This window comes from Lacunimicrobium album (genome assembly GCF_052161635.1).
Classification (GTDB): domain Bacteria; phylum Planctomycetota; class Planctomycetia; order Planctomycetales; family Planctomycetaceae; genus SXPC01.
The window spans coordinates 3315334-3332175 of record NZ_CP197413.1 but is presented as its reverse complement, the minus strand read 5'-3'; the positions used below and the strand labels follow the sequence as shown (position 1 = coordinate 3332175).

Here is a 16842-nt window from a genome sequence, read left to right as displayed (position 1 = left end):
AGTCGACAACGCCATCAAGAGACGCGATTCAACGACCATTCATTGTTTCGTCGCTCTTTCATGTGTACGATTCCCAATGAGGGACTTCATGATTATTCGCGATATCGATGCCCAGCCTGAACTGTTTCGCTTATTAGATGCAGCCACAAATGGCATTGAAGTCACAATTACGCGCGATGGGACTCCCATCGCGCGTTTGCTTCCCGTCAATCCTCCTGCCAGCCTCGAGCGGCGAAAATCGGCGGTCGAAAACATACGCAATCTTTCCCAACGCAATGCCTTGGGTGATTCTTCTTTGCAAACATTACGAGACGAAGGCCGTCGATGAGTCCAAGTCTGGTTCTCGATTGCTCCATGGTCATGGCATGGCTTTTCCACGATGAGCAAACAGAGTTGACGGATCGCGTTCAGCAAATGATGTTGATGCAAGCAGCCGTCGTACCATCGATTTGGTCTTATGAGGTCGCAAATGTGCTTCTGACGGCGCAAAAGAAAAAGCGGATAACAGAGCAGGACGCCAATGAGTTCGTCTCAAACCTGATGGTGCTTGAAATCTACGTCGATGTGCCATCCAAAGAAGAAGCATTTGACAAGACGCTGGCAATGGCAAGAGAAAATCAATTGACCTCTTACGACGCCGCTTATTTAGAGCTTGCCAACAGGCTGGCAATTCCTTTAGCCACACTCGACAAAGATCTCATCCGCGGCGCAACCTCCCTCGGAGTTCCAATCGTGAAATAAAAAAAGCCACAAACCTGGTACAGGTTCGTGGCTTTTTTCAAAGTGGAGGATAACGGGATCGAACCGATGACCTCTTGCATGCCATGCAAGCGCTCTCCCAGCTGAGCTAATCCCCCGAATTGTCAAAGTTGACCCAACCTTTATCGGCCAAGCCAAAAGAAAAGATTAGCACTCCTTTTCACCACTGTCAACTAACCGACATTCATCGATTTGACCATCTTTCGAGCCCAAAGGTTCACGGGTTCGACCCCGTTTCTTTGCCGTTTCATCGGCCACGGTAGGGCGATTGTGGCACAACCGGGCACCCGTAAGACGTTGCCTTCTGCAGGTATGCACTCGACGTGTCCTGCTGGCCTGAAACGGTATACAGCCACGAAAGCTGCAACGCAATCCGCCAGTCTTTCCCGGGATCAACCGCCTCTGCTTCCATCGCAGAATCAATCGCGCGATCAATTTGTCCCGTTTCCGCCAGGCAGATGGCCCTCAAAAGCCCAATCCGGCTCTGCGTGTATTCATCGCGAGACGAAACGCTCGGCTCTCCGAGAACAACCGCCAATTGCATGACCGATTGTTCATAAGGCAACGAAGCATCCAGCGATTTCACGCAGCCTTTCAGGATCGCATGAAACTTGTCGTTGTCCTTCTTGAAATCGATCAGGTACTTCAGCATCTCCTGCGACGAAGTCGGCTTGTCAGCACGTTGACGCCCATAAGCCAGGCTCGCCTGGACAATCGAGGCCCACAAATTACTCGTGGTCGCTGGCATCGACAGCAGAGCATCCGTCGGCTTGTCTTTAATCGACCGACACGATGGCACAATCACCGACACACCGGCCACCAGAATGACCAGCGCCATCCGACAGGCGAAGTTCAACAATGTTACCTTCACAGAAGTATCCTCAATGAAAACGCGGAGTCGCCCCCCTCCGCGCATATCACACCGATTCCTCTCAACTCCGTAAAGGCGTCCTCCCCGCACCCCCACTCGCCCCTGTAATTCCTGCAATCAATTCCCAGGGAGTCGGCGGTATCCCAACCTGGATTCGTTAGGGGAGTCGGGGTTGTCCCAACCCCGACGGCGCAGCCGCCAGAATCACGTTCATCGTCGCATCGGGCGTCCATGTTCATGTCTCCCTCCCGCTTTCCCCCCACTCAAAACAACCCACACACCCACGCGCAATAGACGCCCCCCTCACTTCCCCATACCATATTCCAATCACTCACCCGCGAGTTTCCCCTTCTCACCTCACGACTCATGACTCACAACTACCTATGATCTTCACCCCAGAACAACTCCTCGCCATAAAAGTCCCCTTCCTCGAAATCCTCGGAGTCGAGTACGTCTCCCATTCCAAAGGGCAGGGGAGTTTCAAACTCACCATCGAAGAAAAACACCTCCGCACCCTCGGCCTCCTCCACGGCGGCGTCTCCTGCTCACTCCTCGATACCACCATGGGCCTCGCCGCTATGACCTGCGCCGAAGAAGGCAAAGTCATCGTCACCTCCCAGATGAACGTCCACTTCATCCGCCCCTGCCGCCTCGGCGAAACCATCATCTGCACCGCCCACGTCAAACACGGCGGCCGACAAACCGTCATCACCGAAGCCCAACTCAAAACCAACACCGGCGAACTCGTCGCCCTCAGCACCGCCACCTACATGTACACCTCCGCCTGAACAATCCCTCCCTTCTCCTCCCAGGAGAAGGTGGCAGCGCTTCGCTGACGGATGAGGTCATCGCGCCAACAACCTAGCTATAAATTCAAAGGCCACCCGAAGGCACCCTCCCACCCCATTCCGAGTGCCTGCCCTTCTCCCCCGGGGAGAAGGTGGCGGCGCTTCGCCGACGGATGAGGGACTTCTGCGAATTGAAGTAAGCCCCCATCCCGTCCTTTCTCCCGTCAATGAAGAAGGTGCCCGCAGTCCGCATGAGCGTGGGACCTAGGCACTCACACGCCCCCATTCCCCAATCGACATCAGCGGATAAGAGCATTCCGCCAGCAACCCCCCATTCTCGTTTCCCCCAACTCTCCCCCCCGCAACAACAGCCTCTGGCCAACGCTCTTAACGTGCCTAAAATAAACTGATCGATCAGCGACCATTGTATTCAAGTGAGCACTCCTCTCGGAGCTCAAATCAAAGACCTGTTTGTCGACAACAGGCGATATTTGTCAGCGGATCGTTGCTATAAAGGTTAATTTTATCAGAGCTTATGCTCTTTTTGGTCTCGTGGCCATTCGCCCGACCAAAACGTCAACTCATGATGGCCCCCAATTTGCTATCATCCCCGCGTACACACTTTGTAGCGATATCCATCCTCAGTCAAAATGACGTCTCCGGGTCGCCTGATCTAAGCAGGTCGACGCAGGACAGAAAGAAGGATCCATGTCGCCAAAACACCATGAGAAATCCAAAGAAAAAGCCACCGACCGCACCATGTACAGTGGCAAACCATACGACTTTTACGTCGTCGGCATCGGCGCGTCCGCAGGCGGCCTGGAAGCATTAGAACACTTCTTCCACGAGCTCCCCATTGATGCAGGCATGGCTTACGTCGTCATCCAGCACCTCTCGCCCGACTTCGAAAGCCAGATGGACCAGCTCCTGGCAAGACAGATCGAGCTCCCCATCCACCGCGTCACCGACGGGATGCTCGTCGAGCCGAACAATATCTATCTGATCCCCCCCAGAAAAGAGATGACGATCGCCGCGCGCCGTCTCATGTTGACCGACAAAGACCCGCACCGCGGCCTCGCCCTCCCCATCGATCACTTCTTCAGCTCTCTGGCCGAAGAGTGCAGGGGACACGCCATCGGCATCGTCCTCTCCGGCACAGGCAGCGACGGCTCTCGTGGCGTCGTCGATATCCGCAATCAAGGCGGACTCGTCCTCTCTCAATCCGAAGAGTCCGCCCGCTTCAACGGCATGCCGGTCAGCGCACAGCAGACCGGAGCCGTCGACCTCATCCTGCCTCCTGAGCAGATGCCAGCCATGCTCGTTCGTTACTCCCGCGAAGCCATCACCAAAGACCAGCTCATCAACGACCTCCCGATCAATGCCTCTAGTCCCGACTCAGAAGCAAAAGGCATCGAGCGTCTCTTCCAATGCCTCCAGCGCGACTACGGCATCGACTTCACCCATTACCGCAGCAACACCGTCAGCCGTCGCATCCAGCGCCGCATGCTCCTGACCAACGCCGTCAACATCGATGAATATGCCGACGCCACCTGCGACAACATCAAAGAAATGGACATCCTCTACCGCGATCTCCTCATCGGAGTGACCCAGTTCTTCCGCGATCGAGAACCGTTCGAATATCTCGAAACGGAAATCATCCCCGAAATGATTCGCAAAGCAGGCAAAGAACAGATCCGCATCTGGTGTGCAGGCTGCGCGACCGGCGAAGAACCATACTCCCTCGCCATGCTCTTCCACCGCGAACTCGCGCGTCAAGAAAGCTCCGCGACCGTCAAGATTTTCGCCACCGACCTCCACCAGAACTCCCTCGATTTCGCCAGCTTAGGCGTCTACCAGGAAGCGCAGGTCAACTCCCTCGATCCCGAACTCAGAGACCGCTACTTCGAGAAGACCAGCCAGGGATGGAGCGTCTCGCAAGAGCTGCGCCAGATGATCGTCTTCGCGCGACACAACCTGATCGCCGATTCCCCCTTCACCCGCGTCGACATGGTCACCTGCCGCAACCTCCTCATTTACTTCCAGCCCGCACTGCAGAAAAAAGTCCTCTCCCTGTTCCACTTCGCACTCAAAGCGGGTGGCACTCTCATGCTCGGCAACAGCGAAACACTCGGCGCCCTCCAGGACGAGTTCGAACTACTGACGGAGATGGGGAAGATCTACAAAAAGATCCGCAACATCCGCATCCCCATCGATACACGCCTCCTGAGTGATTTCACCATGAACGCACCACGCTCACAGCTTCGCTCCAATACCGGCGTCGTCCTCCCCGGCGCCACCAAGGCTCCCATTTCCGATAGCCAGCTCCTCTCCGTCTACGACAAAATCCTCCTGCGCATCATGCCCCCCGGCATCCTCGTCAACCACGATTTTGAAGTCCTCCACACCTTCGGCGGCGCTGAGGAATTCCTGAAATTCACCGCAGGAAGACCATCAAACAAGGTCCTCGACATCATCGCACCGGACTTCCGAGGCATGCTCACCAGTGCGCTTCACCACGCACAAAAAGAACAAAAATCCGTCAGTTACACCGATATCGAATTTGTACGAGGCACGACACAGGAAAAATTCAACATCATCATCGAGCCCGTCAAAACCCATCTTCTGACCCAGGCCGCGCTCTTGATCAAATTCGAACGCGCCAACCGCACCGTCGATACCGAGTCGACTTCCCAACTCGAACTGTCCAACACAGACGCCGCCAACAGCCGGATCTCGCAGCTCGAAGAACAGCTCGAACACTCCCGGGAAAACCTCCAGGCGACCGTCGAAGAACTCGAAACCTCCAACGAAGAACTCCAGGCCGCCAACGAAGAACTCGTCGCCTCCAACGAAGAACTTCAAAGCACCAACGAAGAGCTCCACTCCGTCAACGAGGAACTCTACTCCGTCAACGTCGAACACCAGAAACGCATCCATGACCTGACCGTCATGACAGATGACCTCGAGAACCTCCTCCGCTCCACCGAATTCGGAGTCATGTTCCTCGACCGCCAGCTCAAAATCCGCAAATTCACCCGAGACATCGCCCAGCACTTCAACCTCATTCCATCCGATGTCGGCCGCAGAATCAACCACTTCACCCACTCCCTCAAGCATGTCAACCTGGTCGAAGACCTCGAGCAGGTCCTCTCGACCGGTGATCGAATCGAGCGCGAAGTCGCCAACTTCGAAAACGCCCCCTTCCTGCTCCGCATCCTCCCTTACCGCGTCAAAACAGGCGTCGATGGAGTTGTGATCACGCTCATCGATATCCAGCAACTCAAAGAGTCCGAAGCCGTCAGTCGACGTCTGAATAAGATCGTCGAATTCTCACACGACGCCATCTTCTCCCTCGACTTCGATGGCACGATCAGAACATGGAACAAAGGCGCCGAGCATCTCTACGGCTACACCGCAGAAGAGATCGTCGGCCAGAATATGCGCATGACCGTTCCCCAGGATCTTCTCGCCGAGTTCGACGAGATCTGCCGCAAAATCGCCCGCGGCCAGTCAATCGACGATTACGTCACCACCCGCATCCGCAAAGACGGCCAGCTTCGAAGGCTCTGGATTAAAAAAGCTCCCATCGTCAACGACGAGGGCGAACCCGTCGGCATCTCCGCCATCGACCGAGACGTCACCGAACAACAGGAAGCCGAAATCAAACTCCGCCTCCAGGAACGCGCCATCAACGCCGCCACCAACGGCGTCGTTATCGCCGATGCCCGTCTCCCCGACTTCCCCATCACCTACGTCAACAAAGGCTTCGAACGCATCACAGGCTACACCCACGACATGGTCGTCGGCCTCAACTGCCGTTTCCTCCAGGGACAAGACACCGAACTCACAGCCGTCAATAAGATTCGTCAGACACTAAAGAATAAAGAAGGCTGCGAAGTCCTCATCCTCAACTACCGCAAAGACGGCGCCCCATTCTGGAATAACCTCAAACTCTCCCCCGTCAAAGATGACGCAGGTGTCGTCACCCACTTCGTCGGCATCCAGACCGACGTCACCGAACAAGTCCACATCGACGAAGAACTCAAACAGGCCAAACGCGACGCCGATACCGCCAACCGCGCCAAGTCCGCCTTCCTCGCCCACATGAGCCACGAGATCCGCACGCCGATCACCACCATCATCGGCCTCTCCGAAGTCCTCACACGCAAGATCGAAGATCCCGAGACCCTCAAGATCCTCGAAATGATGCGCTACAGCGGCAACCACCTCGTCAACCTCATCAACGACATCCTCGACCTCTCCCGCGTCGAAGCAGGAAAACTCACCCTCGAAAAACGCCCCTGCGATCTTCCAAGACTCCTCCAGGATCTCTTCCAACTGATGAAGTATCGCGCCGAAGAAAAGAAGATCGACTTCGAGTTCAAATCCTCCGGCGAAATCCCCAGCATCATCATGACCGATCCGACACGCCTGCGTCAGATCCTCATCAACCTCCTCGGCAACGGCATCAAGTTCACCGACAACGGCTTCGTCCGCCTCAAGATCGAATCCCGTCGTTACGACCACCACGCCGACCTCGTCTTCTCCATCTCAGACTCAGGCTCCGGCATCGAGTCCGGACAGATTCCCCACCTGTTCAAGCCCTTCTCCCAGTTCGGCTCCGACGAACAGCGTTTCCAGGGAACCGGCTTGGGACTCGCCATCACCAAACGCCTCGCCGACGCCCTCGACGGCACCCTCGAAGTCCAGTCCACACCCCGCAAAGGCAGCACCTTCACTCTCAGACTCCCCACCGAACTCCTCGACCAGACCCGCTTCGTCACACTCCAGACCTCCGGCGACGACGAACAACCCGAAAACACCCAGGCCCCCGACTACAACTTCTCCACCCGCAAAATCCTCATCGCCGAAGACACCAAGAGCATCCAGTTCCTCCTCACCAGCTTCCTGCGCGACACCAACATCACCATCGACACCGCCGACGACGGCGAAGCCGCCCTCAACACCGCCCTCAAAGCCATCGAAGCCGGCCAACCACACGACATCATCCTCCTCGACATGCAAATGCCCAAAATGGACGGCTACCAGGTCGTCGGCCGCCTAAGAGACCGAAAAATCACCACCCCCGTCATCGCCCTCACCGCCAACGCCATGGCCGGCGACAAAGAAATCTGCTTAGCAGCCGGCTGCGACGAATACCTCACCAAACCCGTCTCCAGACCCAGACTCCTGGAAAAACTCCACCTCCTCTTCTCCCAATCCCGCCGCTAACCCCATAGCTCCGGGAGAAGGTGGCAGCGCTTCGCTGACGGATGAGGGCATCGCGCCAGCAACCTCTCTACAAACAAATGGACCATTGAGGGCACCACCCCACGCCCATTCTGATGTCCCTTCTCCCTTGAGGGGAGAAGGTGCCCGAAGGGCGGATGAGGGTGGGGCATAGGCACTCACACGCCCTCATTCCCTCAACCACCACCAGCGTAAACAACTCCCACAACAAGCCCCCATACCTCCCTTCTCCCCCCCCGGGAGAAGGTGCCCGAAGGGCGGATGAGGTCATCGCGCCAACAACCTCGCTAAAATTAACGGCACTCCCGAGGGCATCATCCCACGCCCATTCTGATGTCCCTTCTCCCCCGGGGAGAAGGTGGCGGCGCTTCGCCGACGGATGAGGGATCTCTGCGAATTGCATCACGCTCTCATCTCGTCCCTTCTCCCTTGAGGGGAGAAGGTGCCCGAAGGGCGGATGAGGGTGACGCATAGGCACTCGTTCGCACCCATTCAATCAATAAAACCCCAGGCAAAACTCCGGCCAAGCCCTAATACCTAAGCCCTAATACCTAATTCCGCCCCTCTTCCCCCGGCGGCAACGCCTCAAACAACGTCGACAAACTTTCCTCCACCTGCTTACCAGACCGATCCCGCAACACCCCCACCGTCCGATACATCAACCCGCGCAACGGCCCATCCAGATCAACACCCAACCGTCGGAAGTTGAACTGAATGTAATCAATGCTCTTCTGATAATCGCCACGTAACGCCGCCACAATCGACAGCCCCGCATACCCCTTCGCCTTCACGGAATCAAGCCGATCTGCCGTGAACTCCTCGAAGATCGTCTCAGCTTCGTCGTAATGCTTCTGCCCCAGATGCAGCAGCGCAATCTGCTCCTTGGCTTCAATCAGATGAGGACCAGACGTTGGGAAGTGATCAATCACCGCCTGCCAGCCTTCCATATCCCCACGTAATCGCGCCAGTCGAACCTGGGCCTCCACCGATGGCTCAATCGGAACCTCACGCGACATCGCCCCCGCCTGCGCAGGCTTCTCGAACGGATTCTCATACCGGGTCAACCACCCGATCGCCGCACTCCCAGCAAACAAGGCCAACGCCACAATCAAAAACGTCGAGAACGACCTCAACGACTTCCGCGGTGCACTCAGCAGATTCACCGCCGGCTTCTTCGGCGCCACCTCGAAGTCCGACACCGTCAGATCCTCCGCACGCCCCGCCTGCTTGTTCTGAAAAACCTTCTTCAGATCCTTCAATAGATCCGCCGCCGTCTGATAACGCTTCGCAGGATCCTTCGCCATCAACGTATGCACCGCATCACACAAAGACTTCGGCAAATCCTTCCGCTTCAACTGCAGGGCAGGGGGCTCATCTTTGACATGCTTGATCGCAATCGACAGTGCCGTCTCCCCACGAAACGGCGGATGCCCCGCCAGCAGGTGATAACACGTCACACCGAACGAATACAGATCGCTCCGGTGATCCGCCTTCAGCCCGTTGACCTGCTCAGGACTCATATACGTCGGCGTCCCCATCGTCACACCAACCTGCGTCAAGTTGACGTCAGACGCATTCGAAACCCGCGCCAGCCCGAAGTCCGCCACCTTCACCAGACCCTTCGGCGTCACCATGATGTTCTCAGGCTTGATGTCCCGGTGAACAATCCCCGCTTCCCCCGCTTTCTGCAGCGCGATCGCAATCTGCCGAATGATGTGCATCGCCACTTCCAGATTCGGTGGCCCCTTCTTCGACAGCCACTCCCGCAGGTTCGTCCCTTGTACATACTCCTGGACAATATAATTCGTATGGTCGACCTTACCGATCTGATACACCTGCACAATGTTCGGATGGTTCAGACTCGCCGCCGCCATCGCTTCCGTCTTGAACCGCTCCAGCGTCGTCGGATCATCCAGCTGATCTTCACGCACCAGCTTGAGCGCCACATACCGCCCCAGCGACGTCTGCTCCGCCAGGTAGACATTCCCCATGCCCCCCTTGCCCAGCTTCCTCAACAGACGAAACTCACCCACCATCTCCCCGGTATAATCGACATCCTTCTTCTTCGACGACTCACCTCCCGACGTCGGCGCCGACCTCCCCCCCGTCGACCCCACACCCGCATTCCCAATCCTCACATCATCCGAAGACGACGGCACAATCTGAGTCTCATCATGCTCATCCGCCCCAGGCTTCTTCCCCATCTCACTCATCCAACACTCTCAACTTTGGTTTCTATATTACCGAACGCATCACCAACATCCCTTCTCCCCCCGGGAGAAGGTGCCCGAAGGGCGGATGAGGGCAACGCGCCAAAAATCTATCTATAAAATAATCAATCACACGAGGGCAAACCAAAACGCCATTCCGAACTCTCTTCTCCCTTGAGAGGAGCGGCGTTAAGTCCCTTCTCCCTTGAGGGGAGAAGGTGGCGGCGCTTCGCCGACGGATGAGGGTGGGGCATAGGCACTGAGAGACTCCCAACACCTGGACCCGCATCAGGCAGAAAACCACCCAACTCATCCTTCATCCCTTTGTACTCACGTTCCACGCAAAAGGCATCAAGATTCTACCCCACAGGCCAGAATGGTGAACAGAATAAACAACAGTCCAGACACATGAAAAATGTCTCATCCTCTCCATCTGCGTCCACCCACGTCCATCTGCGGTTCAAATCCGTCTCCCTCTCCCTCCGATCCGTGTTCCTCCGTGGTTCGTTTTTCCCCACAGTATCCACATCCACAATCATAAATTTTGCCTCACCCCCGCACACCCCTATAATGACAAAAATCCTCGCGCGACCAGTTAAACACCGCAGATGCCCCTCCGTCTCTGCGAAAAAAGGACTCAACGACACATGCCCGCTCCGATTCCGACCGCGACCACCTTCGGCGAACTCAAATCATCCGGCTACAAAACCCGCTCCGTCAAAATCGAAATGCGCGATAACCTCCTCCGCAAACTCGCCACCGGTGAACCCCTCTTCCCCGGGATCATGGGCTACGACGACACCGTCCTCCCCCAGATCGAAAACGCCATCCTCTCCCAGCACGACATGCTCCTCCTCGGCTTGAGAGGGCAGGGCAAGACCCGCATCCTCCGCATGCTCACTAGCCTCCTCGACGAATACCTCCCCATCGTCGCCGGCTCCGACATCAACGACGATCCCTTCCACCCCCTCTCCAAATTCGCCAAAGACCAACTCGCCGTCCACGGCGACAAAACCCCCATCGAATGGGTCAAACGCGACGACCGCTACAACGAAAAACTCGCCACCCCCGACGTCACCATCGCCGACCTCGTCGGCGAAGTCGACCTCATCAAACACGCCGAAGGCCGTCACCTCTCCAACGAAGACGTCATGCACTTCGGCCTCATCCCCCGCTCCCACCGCGGCATCTTCTGCATGAACGAACTCCCCGACCTCTCCCCCAAAATCCAGGTCGGGCTCTTCAACGTCCTCGAAGAACGCGACATCCAGATCCGTGGCTTCACCGTCCGACTCCCCCTCGACCTCTGCTTAGTCTTCTCCGCCAACCCCGAAGACTACACCAACCGCGGCCGCATCGTCACCCCCCTTAAAGACCGCATCGGCTCCGTCGTCCGCACACACTACCCCCTCACCCGCGAACTCGGCGTCCAGATCACCGACGAAAACGCCTGGATCCAGCGTGACTCCTCAGTCAAAGTCCACATCCCCCACTTCGTCAAAGAAATCGTCGAAGAAACCTCCCGACTCGCCCGAGTCAGCCCCCACGTCAACCAGGCCTCCGGCGTCTCCGTCCGCATGTCCGTCGCCAACCTGGAAAACGTCGTCTCCAACGCCGAACGCAGAGCCCTCAAACTCGGCCAGTCGCACGCCGTCGTCCGCATCTCCGACCTGACCGCCATGAACGCCTCCTCCCGTGGCAAAGTCGAACTCTCCCTCTCCGAAGAATCCGGCGACGAAGACAAACTCCTCTCCCGCATCACCGGCGAAGCCGTCAAAAACATCTTCGACCTCTACCTCACCCCCAAAACCTACAAAAACGTCGTCGACTTCTTCGAAAACGGCGGCAATCTCATCGCCGACGACAAAACCCCAGCCACAGACTTCCTCAAAAAAGCCGAACAAATCCGCAACTTCAACACCCAACTCACCGAAGCCCACAACGCCCTGAAAATCGACCCCCACTTCCCCCAAGAAGCCACCCCCGACCTCCAGGCCTCCCTAGCAGAACTCATCCTAGAAGGCCTCTACTGCCACAACCGCCTAAGTAAATCCAACTCCACCTACCAAATCTGAATAGGCGAGCGGGGGGTGTAAACCCCCTGTCCCCTGTGCTCCCAATCAACCCAGCGTACTAAGAGTACGCCCAAGCCCCATCCCCAACTCCCTTCTCCTCCCAGGAGAAGGTGGCAGCGCTTCGCTGACGGATGAGGTCATCGCGCCAACAAGCCCACTAAAACACATGGCCCAATGAGGGCAAGACCAACCGCCATTCCCCCTCCGCCCAAGCCCCAAGCCCCAAGCCCCAAGCCCCAAGCCCCAAGCCCCAAGCCCCAAGCCCCAAGCCCCAAGCCCCAACCCCCACCCCACCCCAACCCCACCCGCCGCGCCCAACTCATCTCCCCCGACCTCACCACCCCCGTCTCAAACGTCAACGACAAATCAATCCGCCCATTATCCCGCCGACGCCCCAACCCCGCATTCACATAACACAATAGCTCATGCCGCGGCATGAGAAAGTACTCCCACCGAGGACAGGACTCCGTCAACGGAAACGCCGGCGGCACAAGCACCGGCAACGCCGTGTCCACCCGCCGACCCGCAAACACATACAACAACTCAACCGCCTTCTCCTGCTCCAACTGCTCTCTGCTCAAACGAAACTGCCCGATCCAGGCATCCCGCGTGATCAACCGCTTCAAACTTGACCGCTTCACCTGCACCCGCCAGATCGACTGCCCTTCATCATCCAGAAGATAAAAATCATCCCCGAAATCAATCATCGGCTGCGCCACCTGCCATCCCACCTCGAGAAACTCACTCATCACAGCAAGCTCCCCCGCCCGCCCCCCAAACATCGCCCGATACCCCGCCTTCATATCTCCATCCCCACCAGCGTTTTTACTCATTGTCTCGTCTCACATTTTCTCTTCTCGCACAGAGAACTTGTAGATCAGACCAGCAAAATCGCGCGTCTGAAAAAGAGATCGCGTAAAAGACAACGGGGAAACCAAACTGTCCAGAAGCCGGCAGTTTTGCTGACATCGACCGCGGGACCAAAACTGAAAAAATTCACAGAGAAGGTTTGGTTCCTTGAGCGAAAAGAAAGACACCGCAGTGAACGAGTGATTACTTTTGGATCATGTGGTTAGTACTATACGAGTCGGTGAAAAAATCGCGTTCGTATTTGTTCTAAGGCATATAATAGAAAGGTATTACGGCGATTCGTCTGTTTTGGGTAGGCAGTGTTACTGCTAGTTCTTTCCGAATTATTGCGGAATTTATCTCAAGAGCAGTAGAAAAAGGTCCTGATAGGCCAATATATTTTGATATGTGGGTTGTCTGCTGTCTTCCCGTAATCCACCTCATAAAATCAATTTTTTACTGCGTTTTAGACTCTCATGTCTTCGTTTAGGAGCCCGTCCGTGCGTCGAAAAAATGGCTTTACTCTCATCGAACTTCTGGTCGTGATTGCAATTATCGCGACTCTCGTCGCAATTCTGCTGCCAGCAGTCCAACAGGCCCGCGAAGCAGCCCGCCGATCAACTTGCAAAAACAACCTCAAACAGCTCGGCATCGCGCTGCATAACTATCACGACGTCTACAACACCTTCCCATTCCGCATGGGCGGCACCAACAACAGTTCATCAACCTCCAACTGGGGTCGTCTGTCAGGCAATGTCGGCCTGCTCCCTTACATCGAGCAAGCCGCTCTGTACGATCAAATTATGTCCCCACAAACAATTGGCGGCACCGCTTACTTTGCTAACGGTCCTGGGCCATGGCTGGAAGCTTACACTCCATGGACTGCGAAAATTCCTTCTCTGCTCTGTCCGTCTCAGCCGAACCACGTCCGCACAGACGCCATGGGCCGTTCGAGCTACGCGTTCAACGCTGGCGATAGCGTAAACGTTGGCGGTGTCACCAATGTTCGCGGTATCTTCGGAACCAACAGCAAGATCGGTATGCGGGACATCATCGATGGGACCAGTAACACCATCATGATGGCAGAACGCTCATTCCCAATGGCCAACAATGACATCGGCGGAACAGCATTCCCCGGTACCGTCATGACGATTCCGAACGACTGCCTGGCAACCTACAGCAAGGCCACCAAGCAATACACCACTGCCCCAACCGCTGTCACAACAATGGCTGGTGCACGATGGGCTGACGGCGGCATCGCTGTCGGTGGATTCAACACGATTCTTCCACCAAACTCCCCATCATGTATCGGTACGGCGACTTCTCACGAAGCTCAAGACGGTTTCTACTCAGCAGGCAGCAAGCACACCGGCGGTGCTCAAGTTGTTCTGGCCGACGGTGGAGTCCGATTCATTAGCGAAAATATCAGCAGCGGCAACCCAGCCACAGCTGCCAACAACCTGTCTGGTAACAGCCCATACGGCGTCTGGGGTGCCCTCGGAACCCGCGCTGGCGGCGAAGTCGTTGGTGAGTTCTAAGAACTCAGTAAACGATTGATCGAAAATCTCAAACAGGTGCCAGCATTCATCAGAATCCTGGCACCTGTTTTCTTGCGCTCACCCCACACCTGCTTCCACAACCACGAGTAATAATCGCAATTCAACCCGGCGAGATCACAAAACTCGTGCCATGCTCACACAGCTTTGGGTGAGCATGCTGCTTCGTTTGACGTTGAAATGTCCAAAACGTACTTGCTCAAAGCCCCACGCATAGCACGCTGGGAAGAAGACGCGCTGATCTAAGTGGTGATTGGCAAAACATGATCACTTCCTGAACACCCACCTGCGTACCTCCGGCTGCGTCTGATCCAAGTGCACCTTCAACTCCGCATCATCCTTGAACTGAAGCTGATTCAGCTTCCGAACTTCCACGCCGACCTCAAACTCCTCCTCACCAAACGGCCAGGGCTCAATCGAAACACACCTCTTCTTCGGCGACCACAGTTCAAACCGACGCCCATCTGAAAACGTCGTGATCTCAAGACGCCGGTGCATCGCCGGAATTCGATTCTGGCACAAAATCAGCGACGCACGATCGCACCAGCTCATGACTTCATAAGACTGTTCCAGAACCGACTGCTTGATCTTCAGCTTCTTCAGAATCGATCGACGCACCTCCTCTTCGTTTTCCAGAAGCTCAGCCAGACGCTTATTCGTCTTCGCATCTCGATACAGAAAATCCGCATGCATCGATTCCAGCAGCCCAATCCATTGATGCTTGCTGTACGCCTCCTCGAGACGATCACGGACCTCCAGAAATCGCTCATTCGCCGTCATCGACACCAGCGTAAAATCCTTCGGCGCGCCCAGGTCAGTCACATAGTACGTCCCTGCTTTTTCAAACGGCCGCTTCCGATCATCATGAGTGACAATCGCCGTAATGGTTTCAAACCAGAACGGCCCCTGATAATTCCCCGCCAGCCGATTAGCAAGCTGCCCCGCCAGAAGCCCATGCGCCGGCTGATGAACAATCTCCCACCCATCCTCAACATGACTGACAATCATATTCACCCCTCAAATAAATTTCGTTCCACAAACAAATCGACCGAACTCCCCCGTGTGCCACGGCTGTGTCAGCCGTGCGATCGCGCACAGAACATCAATTTTCACCTCCGACTCCCCCACCTCCCCCCGGGAGGGCGAGGCTCCGCCCGAGCCGCTGTCCCGCGTTGCCACCCGTCCATCAACAAATCGACCGAACTCCCCCGTGTGCCACGGCTGTGCCAGCCGTGCGATCGCGCACGATACCTCCATTTTTACCTCCAACACCGTCCCCAATCCATCCACTCCGCCCAGTTCATTGTGTCACAAGACCCCCCGGTGTTAAATGACTAAGACACACTTTCCGACGTAGGGTGCCGGTGAGTCTCCGAACCGCACCAATTGCGCTCCCATGAGAAAACATCTCGCATCCCCCCATCCGGCGTAATTGTATCTCTCCCCAAACACCATTGTAGAAACATGGAATCGAACACAACATGAGAGACATCGAGATCGATGAACCAATCGTCTGGATCAACGGCACATACCGCCCCGAACGAGCCGGCGCACTCCCGTTCTCCGATCTCGGCATGCAGGGCATCGCCATCACAGAAATGCTGCGAACCTTCCGCCAGAAACTCTTCGCCGTCGAACGCCACCTCGCTCGCTTATCACACGGCCTCGAAATCCTCGGCTGGTCAAACGACGTCGACCTCCCCGCGCTGACATCAGCCCTCCAGGAAGTCACCGCCAACAACCTCGCATTCTACCCCCATGGCTCCGAGCTCGGCACCGTCGTCTTCGTCACCGGCGGCCCCAACCTCAGCTACCTCGGCCCCGTCGAAGTCAAGCGCACCGTCGCAATCCATACGTTTCTCATGCGCGATGAACAATGGACCAAAGCCCGCACCCAAGGCATCCACCTCACCGTCCCCACCACAAAACAACTCCCCACCGACTGCCTCGACCCCACCATCAAATACCGCAGCCGCTTGCACTGGTACATCGCCGATCAACAGGCCCACGCCACCAACCCCGGCAGCCGCGCCCTCCTCACCGACCTCCAGGGACGCGTCACAGAAACCTCCACCGGCAACATCTTCATGGTCCACCAGGGCATCGTCGTCACACCACCTAAAGAAATGGTCCTCGGCGGCATCTCACGCGACATCACCCTCGAACTCTGCCAGGAACAGGGCATCCACACCGAAGAAAAACCCTTCTCCGTCCTCGACCTCGAAGCCGCCGACGAAGCCTTCGTCACCTCCACCCCCTACGGCTTACTCCCCGTCACCACCGTCAATCACCGCCCCATCGGCCTAAACCTCCCCGGCCCCATCACCTCAAACCTCTTAGAAAAATGGAACACCCTCCAAAACCCAAAACAGTAGACATGTCATCAAATCCACTCCACCCCACGAAGTCGAATCCGAAAAGGCGAGCGGGGGGTGTCAACCCCCTGTCTTAACACCTCCCAATCCAGTAAGCCACTAAGAATAC

At 56.4% G+C, this 16842-nt stretch carries 11 protein-coding genes and 1 tRNA gene; 7 read left to right on the top strand and 5 right to left on the bottom strand.

The features are described from left to right. Positions 1-88: 88 nt before the first annotated feature. Together SH248x_RS13130 and SH248x_RS13125 are read left to right on the top strand one after the other, a co-directional pair. A complete protein-coding gene (locus SH248x_RS13130; protein ID WP_459554735.1) occupies positions 89-328 on the top strand; it encodes a type II toxin-antitoxin system Phd/YefM family antitoxin in 240 nt (79 codons plus the stop codon). Further along, positions 325-741, top strand: a complete 417-nt coding sequence (locus tag SH248x_RS13125) for a type II toxin-antitoxin system VapC family toxin (protein ID WP_459554734.1) — start codon at positions 325-327, stop codon at positions 739-741. Before SH248x_RS13130 ends, SH248x_RS13125 begins: the two co-directional genes overlap by 4 nt. Positions 742-784: 43 nt before the next feature. Here the strand turns inward: SH248x_RS13125 and SH248x_RS13120 are convergent. Continuing rightward, positions 785-857 (bottom strand) — tRNA-Ala (locus SH248x_RS13120). Between the two features lie 149 nt (positions 858-1006). After that, a complete protein-coding gene (locus tag SH248x_RS13115; protein WP_459554733.1) occupies positions 1007-1630 on the bottom strand; it encodes a tetratricopeptide repeat protein in 624 nt (207 codons plus the stop codon). Between the two features lie 383 nt (positions 1631-2013). Between SH248x_RS13115 and SH248x_RS13110 the strand changes: the two genes are divergently transcribed. Next, positions 2014-2418 carry a PaaI family thioesterase gene (locus SH248x_RS13110; protein WP_459554732.1) on the top strand — a complete coding sequence of 135 codons (405 nt, stop codon included), beginning with the start codon at positions 2014-2016 and terminating at the stop codon, positions 2416-2418. A 708-nt stretch (positions 2419-3126) separates the two neighbouring features. Continuing rightward, positions 3127-7650, top strand: coding sequence for a CheR family methyltransferase (locus SH248x_RS13105; RefSeq protein WP_459554731.1), 4524 nt, complete (start codon positions 3127-3129; stop codon positions 7648-7650). 569 nt (positions 7651-8219) lie between these two features. Here SH248x_RS13105 and SH248x_RS13100 read toward each other — a convergent pair. Beyond that, positions 8220-9872, bottom strand: coding sequence for a protein kinase domain-containing protein (locus SH248x_RS13100; protein WP_459554730.1), 1653 nt, complete (start codon positions 9870-9872; stop codon positions 8220-8222). Between the two features lie 653 nt (positions 9873-10525). Between SH248x_RS13100 and SH248x_RS13095 the strand changes: the two genes are divergently transcribed. Then, positions 10526-11953: a sigma 54-interacting transcriptional regulator gene (locus SH248x_RS13095; protein WP_459554729.1), complete on the top strand. Its 1428-nt coding sequence runs from the start codon at positions 10526-10528 to the stop codon at positions 11951-11953. Positions 11954-12090: 137 nt separating this feature from the next. Here the strand turns inward: SH248x_RS13095 and SH248x_RS13090 are convergent, their stop codons facing one another. Beyond that, entirely contained in the window at positions 12091-12786 is a 696-nt protein-coding gene (locus tag SH248x_RS13090; RefSeq protein ID WP_459554728.1) for a hypothetical protein, read from the bottom strand. A gap of 516 nt (positions 12787-13302) precedes the next feature. Here SH248x_RS13090 and SH248x_RS13085 point away from each other — a divergent pair. Then, positions 13303-14340, top strand: a complete 1038-nt coding sequence (locus SH248x_RS13085) for a DUF1559 family PulG-like putative transporter (RefSeq protein WP_459554727.1) — start codon at positions 13303-13305, stop codon at positions 14338-14340. Between the two features lie 285 nt (positions 14341-14625). Here the strand turns inward: SH248x_RS13085 and SH248x_RS13080 are convergent, their stop codons facing one another. Further along, entirely contained in the window at positions 14626-15366 is a 741-nt protein-coding gene (locus SH248x_RS13080; protein WP_459554726.1) for a DUF3891 family protein, read from the bottom strand. A gap of 473 nt (positions 15367-15839) precedes the next feature. On the opposite strand from SH248x_RS13080, the gene SH248x_RS13075 reads away from it, so the two are divergent. Beyond that, complete coding sequence (locus SH248x_RS13075) at positions 15840-16733, top strand: aminotransferase class IV (RefSeq protein WP_459554725.1); 894 nt, start codon at positions 15840-15842, stop codon at positions 16731-16733. Positions 16734-16842 lie beyond the last annotated feature (109 nt).